Source organism: Geodermatophilus sp. SYSU D01105 (assembly GCF_054050095.1).
In genome coordinates this window covers 110,176-127,939 of the sequence record NZ_JBJGYR010000006.1, presented here as the reverse complement: position 1 = coordinate 127,939, position 17,764 = coordinate 110,176, and the positions used below count along the sequence as shown (strand labels likewise).

At 74.2% G+C, this 17,764-nt stretch carries 17 protein-coding genes and 2 tRNA genes; 13 read left to right on the top strand and 6 right to left on the bottom strand.

Translation table 11 applies throughout. The features are described from left to right. Window positions 1-64: 64 nt before the first annotated feature. Window positions 65-1,447: a zinc-dependent metalloprotease gene (locus tag ACI79I_RS07480; RefSeq protein ID WP_456991675.1), complete on the bottom strand. Its 1,383-nt coding sequence runs from the start codon at window positions 1,445-1,447 to the stop codon at window positions 65-67. Between the two features lie 112 nt (window positions 1,448-1,559). Between ACI79I_RS07480 and ACI79I_RS07475 the strand changes: the two genes are divergently transcribed. The 3 genes from ACI79I_RS07475 (at window position 1,560) to ACI79I_RS07465 (ending at window position 5,922) form a co-directional block, all read left to right on the top strand. Continuing rightward, window positions 1,560-2,582 (top strand): YlbL family protein, encoded by a 1,023-nt coding sequence (locus ACI79I_RS07475; protein ID WP_456991674.1) that lies wholly within the window; start codon window positions 1,560-1,562, stop codon window positions 2,580-2,582. 207 nt (window positions 2,583-2,789) lie between these two features. Continuing rightward, on the top strand, window positions 2,790-5,741 hold the full coding sequence (locus ACI79I_RS07470) for a UPF0182 family membrane protein (RefSeq protein ID WP_456991782.1): 2,952 nt from the start codon (window positions 2,790-2,792) through the stop codon (window positions 5,739-5,741). A 104-nt stretch (window positions 5,742-5,845) separates the two neighbouring features. Further along, window positions 5,846-5,922 (top strand) — tRNA-Met (locus ACI79I_RS07465). A 105-nt stretch (window positions 5,923-6,027) separates the two neighbouring features. Here ACI79I_RS07465 and ACI79I_RS07460 read toward each other — a convergent pair. Both ACI79I_RS07460 and ACI79I_RS07455 read right to left on the bottom strand, forming a co-directional pair. Continuing rightward, complete coding sequence (locus ACI79I_RS07460) at window positions 6,028-6,669, bottom strand: DJ-1/PfpI family protein (protein WP_456991673.1); 642 nt, start codon at window positions 6,667-6,669, stop codon at window positions 6,028-6,030. A 177-nt stretch (window positions 6,670-6,846) separates the two neighbouring features. Then, entirely contained in the window at window positions 6,847-7,242 is a 396-nt protein-coding gene (locus tag ACI79I_RS07455) for a hypothetical protein (RefSeq protein WP_456991672.1), read from the bottom strand. Between the two features lie 103 nt (window positions 7,243-7,345). On the opposite strand from ACI79I_RS07455, the gene ACI79I_RS07450 reads away from it, so the two are divergent. The 5 genes from ACI79I_RS07450 to map all read left to right on the top strand — a co-directional run bounded on the left by ACI79I_RS07450 (window position 7,346) and on the right by map (window position 10,208). Beyond that, window positions 7,346-7,422, top strand: a tRNA-Met gene (locus tag ACI79I_RS07450). 133 nt (window positions 7,423-7,555) lie between these two features. Beyond that, window positions 7,556-8,860, top strand: coding sequence for a cytochrome P450 (locus tag ACI79I_RS07445; RefSeq protein ID WP_456991671.1), 1,305 nt, complete (start codon window positions 7,556-7,558; stop codon window positions 8,858-8,860). Then, window positions 8,860-9,051 (top strand): ferredoxin, encoded by a 192-nt coding sequence (locus ACI79I_RS07440; protein WP_456991669.1) that lies wholly within the window; start codon window positions 8,860-8,862, stop codon window positions 9,049-9,051. The genes ACI79I_RS07445 and ACI79I_RS07440 overlap by 1 nt, the downstream gene beginning before the upstream one ends. A 35-nt stretch (window positions 9,052-9,086) precedes the next feature. Further along, entirely contained in the window at window positions 9,087-9,377 is a 291-nt protein-coding gene (locus tag ACI79I_RS07435; protein WP_456991667.1) for a GNAT family N-acetyltransferase, read from the top strand. Between the two features lie 60 nt (window positions 9,378-9,437). Further along, window positions 9,438-10,208, top strand: coding sequence for a type I methionyl aminopeptidase (gene map, locus ACI79I_RS07430; RefSeq protein ID WP_456991665.1), 771 nt, complete (start codon window positions 9,438-9,440; stop codon window positions 10,206-10,208). Window positions 10,209-10,242: 34 nt separating this feature from the next. On the opposite strand, the gene ACI79I_RS07425 is transcribed toward map, so the two are convergent. Then, on the bottom strand, window positions 10,243-11,403 hold the full coding sequence (locus tag ACI79I_RS07425) for a cystathionine gamma-synthase (protein WP_456991664.1): 1,161 nt from the start codon (window positions 11,401-11,403) through the stop codon (window positions 10,243-10,245). Beyond that, window positions 11,400-12,794, bottom strand: coding sequence for a cystathionine beta-synthase (locus ACI79I_RS07420; protein WP_456991663.1), 1,395 nt, complete (start codon window positions 12,792-12,794; stop codon window positions 11,400-11,402). Before ACI79I_RS07420 ends, ACI79I_RS07425 begins: the two co-directional genes overlap by 4 nt. 109 nt (window positions 12,795-12,903) lie before the next feature. Here ACI79I_RS07420 and ACI79I_RS07415 point away from each other — a divergent pair, with 109 nt between their 5' ends. The 5 genes from ACI79I_RS07415 to ACI79I_RS07395 all read left to right on the top strand — a co-directional run bounded on the left by ACI79I_RS07415 (window position 12,904) and on the right by ACI79I_RS07395 (window position 16,905). After that, window positions 12,904-13,683 carry an aldo/keto reductase gene (locus ACI79I_RS07415; RefSeq protein ID WP_456991662.1) on the top strand — a complete coding sequence of 260 codons (780 nt, stop codon included), beginning with the start codon at window positions 12,904-12,906 and terminating at the stop codon, window positions 13,681-13,683. A gap of 91 nt (window positions 13,684-13,774) precedes the next feature. Continuing rightward, a complete protein-coding gene (locus ACI79I_RS07410; protein WP_456991661.1) occupies window positions 13,775-14,977 on the top strand; it encodes a cytochrome P450 family protein in 1,203 nt (400 codons plus the stop codon). A gap of 59 nt (window positions 14,978-15,036) precedes the next feature. Then, entirely contained in the window at window positions 15,037-16,077 is a 1,041-nt protein-coding gene (locus tag ACI79I_RS07405) for an aldo/keto reductase (protein WP_456991660.1), read from the top strand. Next, the gene (locus ACI79I_RS07400) at window positions 16,074-16,580 is read left to right on the top strand and encodes an XdhC family protein (RefSeq protein ID WP_456991658.1); all 507 of its coding nucleotides are present in this window, start codon (window positions 16,074-16,076) and stop codon (window positions 16,578-16,580) included. The genes ACI79I_RS07405 and ACI79I_RS07400 overlap by 4 nt, the downstream gene beginning before the upstream one ends. 127 nt (window positions 16,581-16,707) lie before the next feature. After that, entirely contained in the window at window positions 16,708-16,905 is a 198-nt protein-coding gene (locus ACI79I_RS07395) for a hypothetical protein (protein ID WP_456947392.1), read from the top strand. A gap of 39 nt (window positions 16,906-16,944) precedes the next feature. Here the strand turns inward: ACI79I_RS07395 and ACI79I_RS07390 are convergent, their stop codons facing one another. Then, window positions 16,945-17,742 carry an inositol monophosphatase family protein gene (locus ACI79I_RS07390; RefSeq protein WP_456991657.1) on the bottom strand — a complete coding sequence of 266 codons (798 nt, stop codon included), beginning with the start codon at window positions 17,740-17,742 and terminating at the stop codon, window positions 16,945-16,947. Window positions 17,743-17,764: the final 22 nt, after the last annotated feature.

The following is a 17,764-nucleotide window of genomic DNA, read 5'->3' as shown; positions in this document are numbered from 1 at the left end:
CTGCGTGCCGTCCCCGACGGAGCGGGAGACCGCGCGTCGCGGTCCCCGGCCACCGACGCCGGGCTCAGTCCTCGGCGTCGTCCCCGTCCGCCGGCTTCTCCTCCGCGGAGTCCTCGGTGAGGGCGCGCAGCTCGTCGTCCACACCCTGCCGGGCCACGAAGTCCAGGGGCTCGTCGAGGTCGTCGGAGGTCGGCAGGAGGTCGGGGTGGGACCACAGGCGGTCACGCTCGGCGTTGCCGTACCGCTGCGCCATGGCGCCCCAGACGGTGGCCGCGTCCCGCAGCCGCCGCGGCCGCAGCTGCAGCCCGACCAGCGTGGCGAAGGTCTGCTCGGCCGGGCCGCCGGAGGCGCGGCGGCGGCGCATCGTCTCGGCCAGCGCGCCGTGGCCGGGGAGGCGCTCGCCGGCGGCCGCCGCGACGACGGCGTCGACCCAGCCCTCGACCAGCGCCAGGAGCGTCTCCAGCCGGCGCAGCGCCATCTGCTGCTCCGGGGTCTCCTCCGGCTCGAGCAGGCCGCTGCTCAGCAGCTGCTGGATGCTCTCGGGGTTGGACGGGTCGATGCCGCCCATGGACCCCATGGCCTCGTTGATGCCGCGCTCGATGGCCTCCCGGTCGACCTCGATCCCGCGGGCGTAGGCGTGCACCGCGTCGTGCAGCTGCTGGCGCAGCCACGGCACGTGCACGAACAACCGCTGCGACGCCGCCTCGCGCAGCGCCAGGAACAGCCGCACCTCCTCGGCCGGGCGGTCCAGGCCCGCGGCGAACTCGGCCACGTTCTGCGGCAGGAGGACGCCGGCGCCCGCGGGGGCCAGGGGGATGCCGACCTCGGTGCTGGTGAGGACCTCACCGGAGAGCCGTCCCAGCGCCTGGCCGACCTGGGCGCCGAACATCAGCCCGCCCATCCGGCCCATGATCCCGGCCAGCGGCCCGGCCATCGCCGCCGCCTCGGCGGGCAGCGCGCTGGTCATCGCGCCGACCACCCGCTCGGCCAGCGGGTCGATGAGCTCGCTCCACGCGGGGAGGGTCTGCTCGACCCACTCCACCCGGGACCACGCCAGTGCACGGTCCACGCCGGAGGGCAGCTCGGTCACCTGGTCCAGCCAGAGGTCGGCCAGCCGCAGCGCGTCGGCGACGGCGGCCCGCTCGGCCTCGGACGTCGGCTGGGAGCCGGTGGCCAGCGTGCTGATGGCCCCCTGACGGGCGAGGTCCCAGTTGACCGGCCCGCCCGACCAGTTCATGAGCTTCTGCAGCTCGGCGAACAGCGGCATCTTGCCGAGGAGGTCCTCGGGGGTGCCCGCGCCGCCGGCGCCGCCGCCGAAGAGAGCCCCGAACCCGAACGGGTCGTCGCCCCCGCCGGACCCGGGTGGCATGCCGCCGCCGGATCCGGGCTGGTCGCGGCGCTCGGGGTCGCGATCGGGGAGGCCGAAGCCGAACGGGAGATCGCTCATGCCCCCACGGTAGACGGGTGATCTCTGCCGAGAGGGTCCGTCCGCCCGCAGCGCAAGGCGGAACCGCCGAGGCCCCGGCTCCGTTCAGCCCGGCCACATAAGCTCGCCGGTCGTGACCCGTCGGATCGCCGTCCTCAGCGTCGGTGTCGTGCTGCTCGTGGTCTTCGGCGTGCTCGGTGCCGCCGTGCCCGTGCCCTACGTCGCGCAGGTGCCCGGGCCCACCTTCAACACCCTCGGCGAGATCGACGGCGAGCCGGTCATCAGCGTCGAGGGCCGCGAGCGCAACGACGTCGAGGGGGAGCTGACGCTCACCACCGTGGGTGTGAGCCGCGCCGGGCTGAGCCTGGTCGAGGCGGTGCAGGGGTGGTTCGACGACGAGGTGAGCGTCGTCCCGGAGGAGGCGGTGTACCCCTCCGACCGCTCCGAGGAGGAGACCCGCGAGGCCAACCGGCAGGCCTTCCTCACCTCCGAGGAGGCCGCCGAGGCCGCGGCGCTCTCGCAGCTGGGCTACCCGGTGAAGGTGGTCGTGCGGGGCCTGACCGAGGACTCGCCGTCCGACGGACTGCTGCAGGAGGGCGACGCCATCGACAGCGTCGACGGCCGGGCCACCCCGGACATGCAGACGCTCGACGACGTCCTCGCCTCGATCCCCGGCGGGTCCACCGTCACCGTCGGCCTCATCCGCCTCGGGCAGGCCGAGACCGTGACCGTCACGACCCGGGCCGCGGAGGACGACGAGGGGTCGCTGCTGGGCGTGCTGGTCCGCGAGCAGCCGTCGGCGCCCTTCGACATCGACATCCGGGTCGAGGACGTCGGCGGCCCGTCGGCCGGGCTGATGCTCACCCTCGGGATCCTCGACCTGGTCGGGGACACCGACCTGACCGGCGGGGCCCTGGTGGCCGGGACCGGCACCATCGACGCCGACGGTGACGTCGGACCGATCGGCGGCATCCAGTTGAAGATGGTCGCCGCCGCGGACATCGGCGCCGAGGTGTTCCTCGTGCCCGCCGACAACTGCGCCGACGCCCTCGCCGCGCCGCAGGAGGGGCTCGTCACCGCCCGGGTGGCCACCCTCGACGACGCCCTCGCCGCGCTGGCCGACGTCCGCGCCGGACGGACACCGGAACCCTGCTGAGGACGCCCCGGCGACACATCGGGCCCCCGGTGGGGGAAGCTGTTGGCGACAGCGGGCGACCGGGGGAACCCGGCGCGGTCCCACGCGTTGATCTGGGTTGACCGGAACGGCGCCGGGACGCCCGTTCCGGGCCGGCCCGACCGTCCGCGGCCGGGGACGTCCGTGGCCGCCCGCCACGACTGCAACTGAAGGAGACCGCTCGTGGCCATGCGGCCCCCCGTGTCCGTGCCGACGCTGTCGCGGCGCGCGAAGGTGGTCATCGGGGCCATCGCCGTGCTGCTGGTGCTGTTCACGGCCATCGGGACCCTGACGAACGTCTACGTCGACTACCTGTGGTTCGACGAGACGGACTACACCGAGGTCTTCTGGACCGAGCTGCAGACCCGTGCGCTGCTGTTCGCGGTGGCCGGCGTGGCCACCGGCGGCCTGACGGCGCTGGCCATCTACCTCGCCTACCGGTTCCGGCCCACGTTCCGGCCGATGTCGCTCGAGCAGCAGAACCTCGAGCGCTACCGGCAGTCGCTGGAGCCGCGCCGGACCCTGGTGCTGACCGCGGTGGCCGTCGTGCTCGGCCTGTTCGCCGGGTTCACCGCCCAGGGCAACTGGGAGACCTGGCTGACCTTCCGCAACGCGACCGACTTCGGCCGGACCGACCCGCAGTTCGGGCTGGACCTGTCGTTCTTCGTCTTCGACTACCCCTTCTACCGCCTGCTGCTCGGCTTCGGCTTCGCCATCGTGCTGCTGGCGCTGATCGGCTCGCTGCTCACCCACTACGTGTTCGGCGGGCTGCGGCTGCAGACACCGGGGCAGAAGTTGACGTCGGCGGCGATGGTGCAGCTGTCGGTGCTGCTCGGGCTGTTCGTGGCGCTCAAGGCGGTGGCCTACTGGCTCGACCGCTACGGGCTGGTCTACTCCGACCGCGGCGAGCTGTTCAACGGCGCCAGCTACACCGACGTCAACGCGCTCCTCCCGGCCAAGACGATCCTGGTGTTCGCCGCGGCGGTCTGCGCGATCGCCTTCTTCGCCAACGTCGCCGTCCGCAACTTCCGGCTGCCGGCCGCAGCGCTGGTGCTGCTGCTGCTGTCCAGCCTGGTGATCGGCGTGGCCTACCCGGCGATCGTGCAGCAGTTCGTCGTCCGGCCCAGTGCCGACCAGCGGGAGTCGGACTACATCGAGCGGGCGATCGCCTCCACGCGCGACGCCTACGACCTCACCGACGTCGAGTACATCGACTACGCGCAGGACAGCACGGGGGAGTCGGTCGACACCGCGGCGGCGCAGGCCGAGCTGCGCAACGACACCGAGACCATCCCGAACGCCCGCCTGCTGGACCCCAACGTCCTGTCCGACACGTTCACGGCCCGCCAGCAGATCCGCAACGTGTACGGCTTCCCGGAGAAGCTCGACATCGACCGGTACACGATCGACGGCGAGACCCGCGACTACGTCGTCGCCGCGCGCGAGCTCAACAGCGACGCGCTGTCGGAGAACCAGGACACCTGGATCAACCGGCACACCGTCTACACCCACGGCAACGGGTTCGTGGCGGCGCCGGCCAACCAGGTCGTGGCCGGTCAGGAGGGCGGCGAGCCCAACTTCACGACCCGTGACCTGCCCACGGTCGGCAACATCGACGTCGAGCAGCCGCGGATCTACTACGGCGAGCTGATCGGCAGCGACAACTACTCGGTCGTCGGCGCGCCGGAGGGGGCCACGCCGCGCGAGTTCGACCAGCCCGAGGACGGGTCGGACGAGGGCCAGATCAACAACACCTACGACGGCGAGGGTGGCGTCGCGATCGGCAGCTTCTTCCGGCAGCTGACCTTCGCGATCTACTACCGGGAGCGCAACTTCCTGCTCTCCAGCGCGGTCAACGACGCCTCGAAGGTGCTCTACGTCCGCGACCCGCGGGACCGCGTCGAGAAGGCCGCGCCGTTCCTCGAGGTCGACGGCGACCCGTACCCGGCGGTGATCGGCGGGCGGATCCAGTGGATCCTCGACGGCTACACCACCTCGGACTCCTACCCGTACTCCGAGTCGATGGAGCTGGGCGAGGCCGCCTCGGACGCGCTCACCGGCACCGGGACGACGGCCCTGCCCAACGAGCAGTTCAACTACATCCGCAACTCGGTCAAGGCCACGGTGGACGCCTACGACGGCACCGTCACCCTCTACCAGTGGGACGTCGACGACCCGGTTCTGAAGACCTACATGAAGGCCTTCCCCGGCGTCGTCGAGCCGCGCGACCGGATGTCGGACGAGCTGGTCAGCCACGTGCGCTACCCGGAGGACCTGTTCAAGCTGCAGCGGGACGTGCTGACCCGGTACCACGTCAGCGACCCGGTCGACTTCTACAACCAGAACGACCGCTGGCAGGTGCCCGCCGACCCGACGCAGGACACCCAGGAGGCGCAGCCGCCGTACTACATCCTGGCCCAGCGGCCCGGTGACGAGCGCGCGAGCTTCCAGCTCACCAGCGCGCTCAACGCCTTCCGCCGGGAGAACCTCTCCTCGTTCATCTCCGCGTCCAGCGACCCGGCGACCTACGGGGAGATCCAGGTGCTGCGGCTGCCGGGCAACACGCCCTTCCGCGGCCCGCAGCAGGTGCAGCAGTCGTTCAACACCAACGACCAGGTCCGGCCGGACGTGACGCTGTTCAACAGCCAGGAGTCGCGGGCGGTCTTCGGCAACCTGCTGACCCTGCCCATCGGCGGCGACGGCCTGCTCTACGTGCAGCCGCTCTACGTCGAGGGCACCGGGGACAACTCCTTCCCGCTGCTGCGCAAGGTGCTGGTCAACTACGGCGGCCGGGTCGGCTACGCCAACACCCTCGCCGAGGCGCTGGACCAGGTCTTCGGCGCCGGGGCGGGGGAGGCGGCAGCCGACAGCGACGAGACGGCGGAGGAGCCCACGACGCCGAGCCCCTCGCCGTCACCCAGCCCCTCGCCGACGACCACGCCGGCACCTCCGGCGGACGGCGGGACGGCGGACACGCCGGAGCTCCAGTCGGCCGTGGACGGGATCAACTCCGCGCTGCAGGCCCTGGAGAACGCGCAGCGCTCCGGTGACTTCGCCGCCCAGGGTCAGGCGCTGGAGGACCTGCAGGCCGCCGTCGACGCCTACGAGGCCGCTCAGGCCGCGGCCGGCGGCGGCGGGTGACCCGCGGGGCGGGACGGGGTCCACGCCCGTCCCGCCCTGTGGTGGGGCCCACCCCGGGGTCGGGTGCACACCCGGCCGACGGCGGGGTACAGTGGTCTCACCGACGCGGGGTGGAGCAGCTCGGTAGCTCGCTGGGCTCATAACCCAGAGGTCGCAGGTTCGAATCCTGCCCCCGCTACCACCCGGAACCCCGGTCCTCGTCAGAGGGCCGGGGTTCCGTGCTGTGTGGCCCCGTCGCCCTGTCCTGCGGAGGCGGGTGGCTCGTCGAGGCCCGCTGCCGGAGGGCTCACTCGCCGCGGAGGATCGTCCCCTCCAGGGAGCGGACCAGGTCGACGACCGGCGCCGGCGCCGTCCGGGGGGAGTCGGCGGTGTGCGGCGGCTGGGGGTCGTACTCGATGCCGAGCTGGACGGCCTGGGCCGTGGCGTCCCCGGCGATCCGCTCGACCAGGGTCAGGCCCATGTCGATGCCGGCGGAGACCCCGGCCGCGGTGACGTACCTGCCGTCGACGACGACCCGTGCGTCGGCCCGGACCGCGCCCCAGCCGGCCAACTGGTCGGCGGCCAGCCAGTGCGTCGTCGCGCACCGCCCGGCCAGCAGACCAGCGGCGGCCAGGACCAGGGACCCCGTGCACACCGACGTGGTCCACGTGCTCGTGCGGTCGGCGGCGCGCAGCCAGTCGTGCACCGGTCCGTCGGACATGAGGGCGGTCTGGCCGAACCCGCCGGGCACCAGGACGACGTCCGGTGCCGGGACCTCCGTCAGCGCGGCGTCCACGTGCAGGGCGAGGCTGCCCACGTCGGTGCTGACGGGGCCCGGTCGCTCTCCGACGAAGACCGTCTGCGCCCCAGGCATGCGGCTGAGCACCTCGTAGGGGCCGGCGGCGTCGAGTGCGGTGAGGTGCTCGAACAGGAGGATGGCGATCTGCACGGCGTTCCCCTGGGTGTCGGCGGTCGTCTGTGCAACGAACCCAGGGACGGCTCGTCGCTGTTCGCATCGGCAGGATCACCGGGTCCGCCCTCCAGGCGGGACGCCGGCGCCGTGCAGCCGTCCACGATCCCCGCACTCGGCCTGACGGGTCCGTCGCGGCGCGGTCCCGCGAGCCGGTCAGGTGGCGCTCAGCCACTCCACGAGCCCGGAGCGCCGCGGCCGGGGGAGGTCGGCGCCGTGCTCGTGCCGGTCCCACGCGGGCAGCAGCGGGTGCCGTGCGGTGTCGCCGTCCGCGGCGGGCCGCCGGGGCTGCGGGGCGTCGACCGGGGGAGTGCCTGCACCGTCGGCAGGGGGCGGGACGTCGGCGTCCGTGATCGACGGCAGGCGCAGGTGTGCCAGGTCGGTCCAGGCGGTGTGCCGCAGGCCGCCGACCACGCAGCGGACGCGCACCCGGCAGGTCCCGGCCTCGTCGAACCGCCAGCCCAGGAGCTCGCCGGGGAACCAGACGCCGGCGTGGAAGACCTCCACCGGCTGCGGGTCGCCGACGAAGCTGCTCGTCGCCACCTCCGCCACGGTCGCGACTGTAGGTTGCCACGCGAGTGCATCGGGTGAGGCGCGCGCGGGTGCCGGGGGCCCGGCGGCGGCTCTCCGGGCGACGTGTATGGTGGGGGTGCGACGCGGGGTGGAGCAGCTCGGTAGCTCGCTGGGCTCATAACCCAGAGGTCACAGGTTCGAATCCTGTCCCCGCTACCACCACGGAGGGCCCGGTCACCACGGTGACCGGGCCTTCCGCCGTTCCCGGGCTCCGCGCCAGCTGTGTTGTGCGTCATGCCACCCCCTCTCTAGCGTGACCGGTCAACGCTGACCGTTCGCAGGGGGAGGACCCGTGACCGTCGAGGCCACCGCACCGGGCACCGTCGACCCGGACAGCATCGACCTGGACAGCCTGGACCTCTCCGACCGGGACTGGTGGCTGCGCCCGGCGGCCGAGCGGTACGCCACCTTCGCCGCGCTCCGGCGCGATCGGCCGTTCGCCTTCTTCGCCGAGCCCGAGATCCCGATGCTGCCGACCGGCCCCGGCTACTGGGCGGTGACCCGGTACGCCGACGTCGAGGCGATCAGCTCCCAGCCGGCGGTCTTCTGCTCGGGGGAGGGGGCGGTGTCCATCCAGGACATCCCGGCCGAGCTCAACGAGTTCTACGGCTCGCTGATCAGCATGGACGACCCGCGGCACGCCAAGATCCGGCGGATCGTGTCGAAGACCTTCACGCCGCGGATGCTCGAGCGGACCGTGGACTCGGTGCGCGCCGTGGTCGACGACGTCCTGGCGCGGACACGGCGGACGGCGGAGGCGAACGACGGGCGGATCGACGTCGTCGCCGACGTCGCGGCGCCGATCCCGCTGCGGGTCATCTGCGACATGATGGGGATCCCCGACGCCGACCGGCCCATGGTCCTGGCCCACTCGAACGTCATCCTCTCCGGCGGGGACCCGGAGCTGGTCGAGGACCAGGACGACCCGATGACCGCCGTCCTCCAGGCCGGGATCGAGCTGGCCGCGCTCATGGAGCGCCTGGCCGCCGAGCGGCTGGCCGAGCCGCGCGAGGACCTCACCACGGCCCTGGTCACCACCGAGGTCGACGGGGAGCGGCTCACCCACCAGGAGATCGCGTCGTTCTTCATCCTGCTGCTGGTCGCCGGCAACGAGACGACCCGCACCGCCATCTCCCAGGGCGTCCTCGCCCTCGCCGAGCACCCGGAGCAGCGGGCCCGCTGGAGAGCCGACCCGGGGCTGGACCGCACCGCCGTCGAGGAGGTCGTGCGCTGGGCGAGCCCGGTCACCTGGATGCGGCGGACCGCCACCCGGGACGGTGAGGTCAACGGCCACCGGTTCTCCGCCGGGGACAAGTTCCTGCTGTTCTACGCCGCGGCCAACCGGGACCCCGCCGTCTTCCGCGACCCGGAGGTCTTCGACCTCGCCCGCGACCCGAACCCGCACGTCGGCTTCGGCTCGCGCGGCCCGCACTTCTGCCTGGGCGCGCACCTGGCCCGCCGGGAGATCGCGGTGACCTTCCGCGCCCTGTTCGACCAGTTGCCCGACCTGGAGGTCACCGGCCCGCCGGACCGGCTGCGCTCCTCCTTCGTCAACGGGGTCAAGCGGCTGCCGGCCCGGCTGTCCGGGGTCGCCTGATGCGCGTCGTCGTGGACCGCGAGCGCTGCATCGGTTCCGGCCAGTGTGAGGTCCTGGCGCCGGAGGTCTTCGAGGTCGGGGACGACGGCGTGGTGGCGGTGCTGCGGCCGGAGCCGGGCGCGGAGGACGAGGCCGCCGTCCGGGACGCCGTCGCCCAGTGCCCGACCACGGCCCTGTCCCTGACCGAGTGAGGAACAGGGCCGCGGCGTACGGGGTTGCCGGTCGCATGGAGCTCACCGTCCGGGACGTGCCCGGGGCAGGTCGTTACGAGGTCCGCGACGGCGACCGGGTCCTGGGCCTGGCCGCGTACGAGCGCGAGGGGGACCGGGTCGTGTTCACCCACACCGAGGTCGACCCCGCCCAGGAGGGCAACGGCGTCGGCAGCACCCTGGCCCGGGGTGCGCTCGACGACGTCCGGGCGCGGGGCCTGCGGGCCGTCCCCCGGTGCTCGTTCATCGCCGCCTGGGTCGACCGGCACCCCGACTACGCCGACCTGGTCGACCGTCCGCAGGGCTGAGGCTCGCCGGCGGGCGGATCCGGTGGCCGGTCGGCCGGCACCGCGCGACAGGATGACGGCGTGATCGAACTCCGGACCCCGGGCGAGCTGGACGCGATGCGCGCCGCGGGAGCGGTGGTGGCCGACATGCTGGCCGCGGTGCGTGCGGCCGCGGCCCCGGGCGTGCGGCTCAGCCAGCTCGACGCCGTGGCCCGCGACGTGCTGGCCGACGCCGGTGCCACGTCCCCGTTCCTCGGCTACGCGCCCCTGCCGACGACGCCGCCGTTCCCCGGCGTGGTGTGCCTGTCGGTCAACGACGTCGCGCTGCACGGCATCCCGACGCCCGACGTCCTGTCCGACGGCGACCTGCTCAGCGTGGACGCCGGCGCCACCCTCGACGGCTGGGTCGGCGACGCCGCGACGACTTTCCCGGTGGGCACGCCCCGCCCCGAGGACCTGGAACTGGTCGCCACCACCGAGCGGGCGCTCGAGGCGGGGATCGCCGCGGCCGTCGTCGGCAACCGGGTCGGTGACATCTCCGCGGCGATCGGCGCCGTCGGCCGGGCCGGGGGAGTCGGCATCAACACCGACCAGGGCGGCCACGGCGTCGGGCGGTCGTTGCACGAGGCGCCGTCGGTGCCCAACGAGGGCCGCCCCGGTCGCGGGGTCCCGCTGCGTCCTGGGCTGGTCATCGCCATCGAGCCGTGGTTCCTCGCCGGCGGGAGCGACGACTACAAGGTCGACGCCGACGGCTGGACGCTGCGCAGCGCCGACGGCAGCCGGGCCGCCCACGTCGAGCACACCGTCGCGGTGACCGACGAGGGGCCGCGCATCCTCACCGCACCGAGGTGATCCGGCGTCGCGCGCCCGCGGTGTGACCCGGAGGTCAGGGGGCCAGGGCCTGCTCCAGGTCGGCCAGCAGGTCCTCGACGTCCTCGATGCCGACCGACAGGCGCACGAGGTCGCCGGGCACCTCCAGCGGCGAGCCGGCGGCGCTGGCGTGGGTCATCCGCGCCGGGTGCTCGATGAGCGACTCCACACCCCCGAGGGACTCCGCGAGGGTGAACACCCGCGCCCGTTCGCACACCCGCAGCGCCGCGTCCTCCCCGCCGGCCAGCCGGAACGACAGCATCCCGCCCGAGCCGGACATCTGCTTCGCGGCGATGTCGTGGCCGGGGTGGTCGGGCAGCCCGGGGTAGAGGACCGAGGTCACGGCGGGGGAGCCGAGGAGGAACTCGGCGATGCGGGCGGCGTTGGCCTGGTGCCGGTCCATCCGGACGCCGAGGGTCTTGAGGCCGCGCAGCACCAGCCAGGAGTCGAACGGGCCGGCCACGGCGCCCATCGCGTTGTGGGAGAAGGCCAGCCGCTCGGCCAGGTCGGCGTCGTCCCCGACCACGAGGGCGCCGCCGACGACGTCGGAGTGCCCGCCCAGGTACTTGGTCGTCGAGTGCACGACGACGTCCGCGCCCAGGGTCAGCGGCTGCTGCAGGTAGGGCGAGGCGAAGGTGTTGTCGACGACCAGCAGCGCGCCGGCCTCGTGCGCGACCTCGGCCACCAGGGCGATGTCGGCGATGTTGAGCAGCGGGTTGGTGGGCGTCTCGCACCAGACCACCCGCGTCGTCGGCCGGATCGCCGCCCGGAGCGCGTCGACGTCGTTGAGGTCGGCCGGCGTGTGCTCCAGGCCCCAGCGCGCGGCCACCTTCGAGATCAGCCGGAACGTGCCGCCGTAGGCGTCGCCGCCGAGCACGACGTGGCTGCCCGGCTCGCAGACCGTGCGCAGCAGGGTGTCCTCGGCGGCCAGCCCCGAGGCGAAGGCCATCCCGTGCCGGCCCTGCTCGAGGGCGGCGAGCGCCTCCTGCAGCGCCGTCCGGGTGGGGTTGCCGCTGCGGCTGTACTCGTAGCCGCCGCGCAGCCCGCCGACGCCGTCCTGCTTGTAGGTCGTCGTGAGGTGCACCGGGACGATGACCGCGCCGGTGGCGGGGTCCGGGTCCTGCCCGGCGTGGATGGCGCGGGTGTTGAAGCCGGGCAGCCGCGGGGAGGAGCTCACGGCGCCACCGTAGGCGCGAGGCCGGCCAGGTGGCCGAGCACGTCCTGGCGGGTGACGACGCCGGCCGGTTTGCCGTCCTCGTGCACGAGCAGCGCGTCGGCCTCGCCGAGGGCGGCGACGGCGGCGCTCACCGGCTCGCCGGACCCGATGATCGGCAGCGGCGCGGACATGTGCCGCTCGACCCGGTCGGACAGGTTCGCCCGCCCGGCGAACAGCGCGTCCAGCAGCACCTTCTCCGACACCGACCCGACCACCTCGCCGGCGGTGACGGGGGGCTCGGCCCGCACCACCGGCAGCTGGCTGACGCCGTACTCGCGCAGGATGTCGATCGCCTCGCGCACCGTCTCGTTGGGGTGGGTGTGCACCAGCTGCGGGGTGGCGCCGGACTTCGTGACGAGCAGTTCGCCGACGCTCTCCCCGCCGGTCTCCTCGAGGAAGCCGTAGTCGGCCATCCACTCGTCGTTGAAGATCTTGTTCAGGTACCCGCGGCCGCCGTCGGGCAGCAGGACGACGACGACGTCGTCCGCCGTCAGGCGCGCGGCGGCGCGCAGCGCAGCGACCACGGCCATCCCGCACGAGCCGCCGACGAGCATCCCCTCCTCGCGGGCCAGCCGGCGGGTCATGGCGAAGGAGTCGGCGTCGCTGACGGCGATGATCTCGTCGGCGACCGAGGGGTCGTAGGCCGACGGCCAGAAGTCCTCCCCGACGCCCTCGACCAGGTAGGGCCGGCCGGTGCCCCCGGAGTAGACCGAGCCCTCGGGGTCGGCGCCGACCACCCGCACCCGCCCCCCGGAGGCCTCCTTGAGGTGGCGGCCGGTGCCGCTGATCGTCCCGCCGGTGCCGACGCCGGTGACGAAGCAGGTGACCCGCCCCTCGGTCTGCGCCCAGATCTCCGGGCCGGTGGTCTCGTAGTGCGACTGCGGGTTGGCCGGGTTGGAGTACTGGTCGGGCTTCCAGCCGCCGGGCAGCTCGCGGGCCAGCCGGTCGGACAGCGAGTAGTAGGAGCGCGGGTCGGCCGGGTCGACGGCGGTGGGGCACACGTGCACCTCGGCGCCGTACGCCTTGAGCACGTTGATCTTCTCCTGGCCGACCTTGTCCGGGCAGACGAAGACGCAGCGGTAGCCGCGCTGCTGGGCGACCAGGGCCAGGCCGATGCCGGTGTTGCCGCTGGTCGGCTCCACGATGGTCCCGCCCGGCCGGAGCGCGCCGCTGGCCTCGGCGGCGTCGACCATGCGGACGGCGATCCGGTCCTTCACCGACCCGCCGGGGTTGAGGTACTCGACCTTGGCCAGCACCAGCGGCGCGTCGGGACCCAGGTCGCGGGTGACCGAGGTCAGCCGCACCAGCGGGGTGTTGCCGACCAGGTCGACGACGGACTCGGCGTACTGCACGGGAGGCCCTCCTCGGCCGGTCGGTCGCCGGCCCGTCGCCGTCCATCCCACCAGACGGGACCGGCCCGCGCCGGGTGTCGTCCCGCGCGGTGTCGGGCACGGGCGTGGCATGACCGAGACCGTCCCCGCCGCGCCGCTCCCCGGCGGCGGCAGCATGCCGCTGCTGGGCTTCGGCACCTGGCAGATGACCGGATCCACCTGCTACGACGCCGTCCGCACCGCCCTGGACGCCGGCTACCGGCACCTGGACACCGCGACCATGTACCGCAACGAGGCCGAGGTCGGGCGCGCGCTGCGCGACTCCGGCCTCGACCGGGACGAGGTCTTCGTGACCACCAAGCTGCCGCCGCGGGAGGCCGGCCGCGCCGACCAGACCCTGTCGGCGTCGCTGGCCGCACTCGGCGTGGACGCCGTCGACCTGTGGCTGGTCCACTGGCCGCCCGGCGGCGCGGGCGAGGACGTGTGGGAGCGCTTCGTCGCCGCCCGCGAGGCCGGGCGGGCCCGGGCGATCGGGGTCAGCAACTACTCGCTCGAGCAGGTCGACCGGCTGACGCAGGCGACCGGCGTGACGCCGCAGGTGAACCAGGTCAGCTGGGCACCGGCGAAGTACGACGCGCAGGTCGAGGCCGGGCACCGGGAGCGCGGGGTGGTCCTGGAGGGCTACAGCCCGTTCAAGAACACCGACCTCGGGGACGCGGTGCTGCGCGAGGTCGCCGACGCGCACGGCGTCACCCCGGCACAGGTGGTGCTGCGCTGGCACGTCGAGCACGGCGTCGTCGTCATCCCCAAGTCGGCCACGCCGGAGCGGATCCGCGCCAACCTCGCGATCGGGGGCTTCGCCCTGAGCGAGGACGAGGTCGCCCGCATCGACGGCCTGTCGCGCCGCTGACCACGACGCCGACACGCGGGCCCCGCCTTGCCGCCCGGGCCCCCGGCCCCGACGCTGGGGCGATGAGCCGGCTGAGGCAGGGCAGCGCGAGGTGACCGCGGTCGACGACTCGGTCTTCGAGGGCTCCTTCTGGCGTGATCCGTACCCCGCCTACGAGCGGCTGCGCGAGCAGGCCCCGGTGCGCGAGGTGGCGCTGCCCCGGGGCGGCACCACGTGGATGATCACCCGGTACGACGACGTCCGCGCGGCCTTCACCGACCCCCGCCTGGTCAAGGACCACCGCGCGACCCTGCCCCCGGAGGTCCGCGCGCAGGCCCCCCGTCTGCCGGGGCCCTTCGGCTCGATGATGATCCTGCTCGACCCGCCCGACCACACCCGCCTGCGGCGCCTGGTCTCCCGGGCCTTCACCCCGCGGCGCACCGCCGAGCTGCGCCCGCGCATCGAGGCGCTGGCCGCCGGCCTGCTCGACGCCGTGCCCGACGGGGAGCCGGTCGACCTGCTCGCCGCCTACGCGGTGCCGCTGCCCATGGCCGTCATCTGCGAGCTGCTCGGGGTGCCCGACACCGACCGCGACGCCTTCGGCACCTGGTCGCGCGCGCTGGTCGACGACCACGACGACGTCGACGAGCAGCAGGCCACCGCGGGGCTGGCGGAGTACCTCTACGCCCTCGTCGAGACCAAGCGGCGCACCCCGGACGACGCCCTGATCTCGGCCCTCGTCGAGGTGTCCGAGGCCGGCGACCAGCTCAGCACCGAGGAGGTCGTCGCGATGGGCGTGCTGCTGCTCATCGCCGGCCACGAGACCACGGCCAACCTCATCGGCAACGCGGTGCTGGGGGTCGCCACCGACGAGGCGCTCCGCGAGCACCTGCTCGCCGACCCGCAGCGGATCCCCGCCGCGGTCGAGGAGTTCCTGCGCTGGGACGGCCCCGTGCACAACGCCCCGATGCGCTTCGCCGCCGAGGACGTCGAGTACTCGGGCACCACCATCCCCGCCGGCGCGGTGGTCACGCTGTCGGTGGGCGCGGCCAACCGTGACCCGGGCCGCTTCGACCGGCCCGAGCTGCTCGACCCCGACCGCGATCCCGGAGGGCACCTCGCCTTCGGTCACGGACTGCACTTCTGCCTGGGTGCCCCGCTCGCGCGGCTCGAGGGGGAGGTCGCCCTGCGGTCGCTGCTCGACCGGTTCCCCGGCCTGCGCCTGGCCGTGCCCCCGGAGGACCTGCGCCACCGGCGCAGCGTCATCGTCCACGGCCTGGAACAGCTGCCGGTGCTCCTGCGGCCGCCGGGCTGAGGGAGGACGCCGCCGGCCGGCGGTGGCGGTGCCGGGCGGGGCGAGGCGAGGATGCGGGGGTGACCTCTCCTCCCCCCGTCGGTACCCGCACGCTCGGCCGCGACGGCCTGGTCGTCTCCACGCTCGGCCTCGGCTGCATGGGGATGAGCCAGAGCTACGGCGCCGCCGACCGCGGCGAGTCCCTCGCGACCATCCACCGCGCGCTCGACCTCGGCGTCACCTTCCTCGACACCTCCGACGTGTACGGCGACGGGCACAACGAGGAGCTGGTCGGTGAGGCGATCGCCGGCCGACGCGCCGAGGTGCAGCTGGCGACCAAGTTCTCGCTGCGCCGCCGGGACGGCGGGATGGAGATCGACGGGCGGCCGGAGAACGTGCGGGCGTGCGCCGAGGCGAGCCTGCGCCGGCTCGGGGTCGACGTGATCGACCTCTACTACCAGCACCGGGTCGACCCGCGGGTGCCCATCGAGGACACCGTCGGCGCCATGGCCGAGCTGGTGCAGCAGGGCACGGTCCGGTACCTGGGGCTGTCGGAGGCGTCGGCCGCGTCGATCCGTCGCGCGGTCGCCGTCCACCCGATCGCCGCGCTGCAGAGCGAGTGGTCGCTGTGGACCCGCGACCTCGAGGTGGCCGGGGGTGGTGGGGCGGGTGAGGACACGGTGCTCGCCGTCGCCCGCGAGCACGGGATCGGGCTCGTGCCGTTCAGCCCGCTCGGCCGGGGCTTCCTCACCGGGGCGATCACCAGCCCCGAGGACTTCGCCGAGGACGACTTCCGGCGCGGCCACCCGCGCTTCACCGGGGACGCCTTCGCCGCCAACCTGCGGCTGGTCGACGCCGTGCGAGAACTGGCGGAGGAGAAGGGCTGCACCGCGGGACAGCTGGCGCTGGCGTGGGTGCTGGCCCAGGGCGAGGACGTCGTCCCGATCCCCGGCACGAAGCGGCGGGCCCACCTGGAGGAGAACGCCGGCGCGGCCGCCGTCGAGCTGTCCGCCGACGAGCTGGCCCGGTTGTCAGCGATCGCCCCACCCGGGGTGGCCCAGGGCGGCCGGTACGCCGACGCGTCCTACACCTACGGCGACAGCCCCGAGCGTGCGCGATGAGCGTGGACCCGAACTGCGGCGTGGCCCACGGGGCGCCGTCCCCGGAGGTCACCGGTCGCACCCTCGTCGCCGTCTTCGCCTCGCCGGTGGCCGAGGTCCTCGCGCGGTGGGCGCCGGAGCTGGGCTTCCGCACCGTGGTCCTCGACCCCGACCCGGCCCGCGGGGGTGCCGTCACGACCCTCGCCGAGCTGGACGGCGACCTGGCCGGCGCGGACGTCGTCGTGACCGACCACCACCGCCCCGAGCTCGGCGAGGTGCTGCGCGACGCGCTGGCCCGGCCGGTGCGGTGGGTCGGCGTGATGGGCAACCCCCGGCACGAGGGCCCGCACGTCGCGGCGCTGGCCGCCCTCGGCGTCCCGCCGGAGGAGGGCGCCCGCGTGCACCGGCCGATCGGGCTCGACATCGGCTCCCGCACGCCCGCCGAGATCGCGGTCAGCACCCTGGCCGGGCTGCTGGCCGACCGCAACGGCCGCACCGGCGGCTTCGCACACGGCCCGAGGTGACCGGCGTCCCGCCGGTCACCTCCGGTGTCGTCCCGGCGACGCGGGGGAAGGAGCGGAGGGAACGGCTCCCGCACGGAGGTCGTTGAGGTGGCGAGTCCCGCGCCGATCACGAGGAGGAGATCGCGACATGGCGTCGCTGTTCACCAAGCTCACCCAGTTCGCCAACACCCCCCAGGGCCGGCAGGTCATCGCGCAGGCGACCGCGAAGGCGCAGCAGTTCGCCAAGGACCCGAGGACCCGGGCGAAGATCGACGAGGCCCGCCGCCGCTTCCAGAGCGGCCGGGGACGCGGCACCGAGGACCGCGGCTGGGGCACCGGCCACTGACGAAGGTCGCCGGCCGGCCCCGCGGGGCCGGCCGGGGGCTCAGGTGCGCGGCTGGAGCAGGTGCAGCGCCGCGTCGTGCAGCACGCCGTTGGTGGCCAGGGCGCTGCCACCGGCCGGACCGGGGGCGCCCGAGAGGTCGGTGAACCGGCCACCGGCCTCCCGCACGATGACGTCGAGCGCGGCGAGGTCCCACAGCGAGACCTCCGGCTCACAGGCGACGTCGACCGCTCCCTCGGCGAGCAGCACGTAGCTCCAGAAGTCGCCGTAGGCGCGGGTCCGCCACATCGCCCGGCTCAGGCCGAGGAAGCCGTCGAGCAGCCCGCGCTCCTCCCAGCCCGACAGGCTCGAGTAGCTCAGGCTCGCGTCGCCCAGCGCGCCCACCTGGGACACGGTGCAGCGCGTCGCCGACTCCAGCCGCCGGCCGGTCCAGGCGCCCACGCCCTTGGCCGCCCACCAGCGGCGGTTCAGCGCCGGGGCCGACACCAGCCCCACCACCGGCTCGTCGCCGTCGAACAGCGCGATGAGGGTGGCCCACACCGGCACGCCGCGGACGAAGTTCTTCGTCCCGTCGATCGGGTCGAGCACCCAGCGGCGCGGCCCGTGGCCGGTCACGCCCATCTCCTCGCCGAGGACGGCGTCGCGGGTGCGCGCCCGGGCCAGCGTGATCCGCAGCTGCTCCTCGACCGCGCGGTCGGCGTCGGTGACCGGCGTCAGGTCCGGCTTGGTGTCGACCTGCAGGTCCAGCGCGCGGAACCGGTCCATGCTGATCGAGTCGGCCTGGTCGGCGAGCACGTGCGCGAGGTGCATGTCCCCCGTGTAGTCCCGGCCCGGTGTCATGGGCACCGAACCTAGCGGGCGC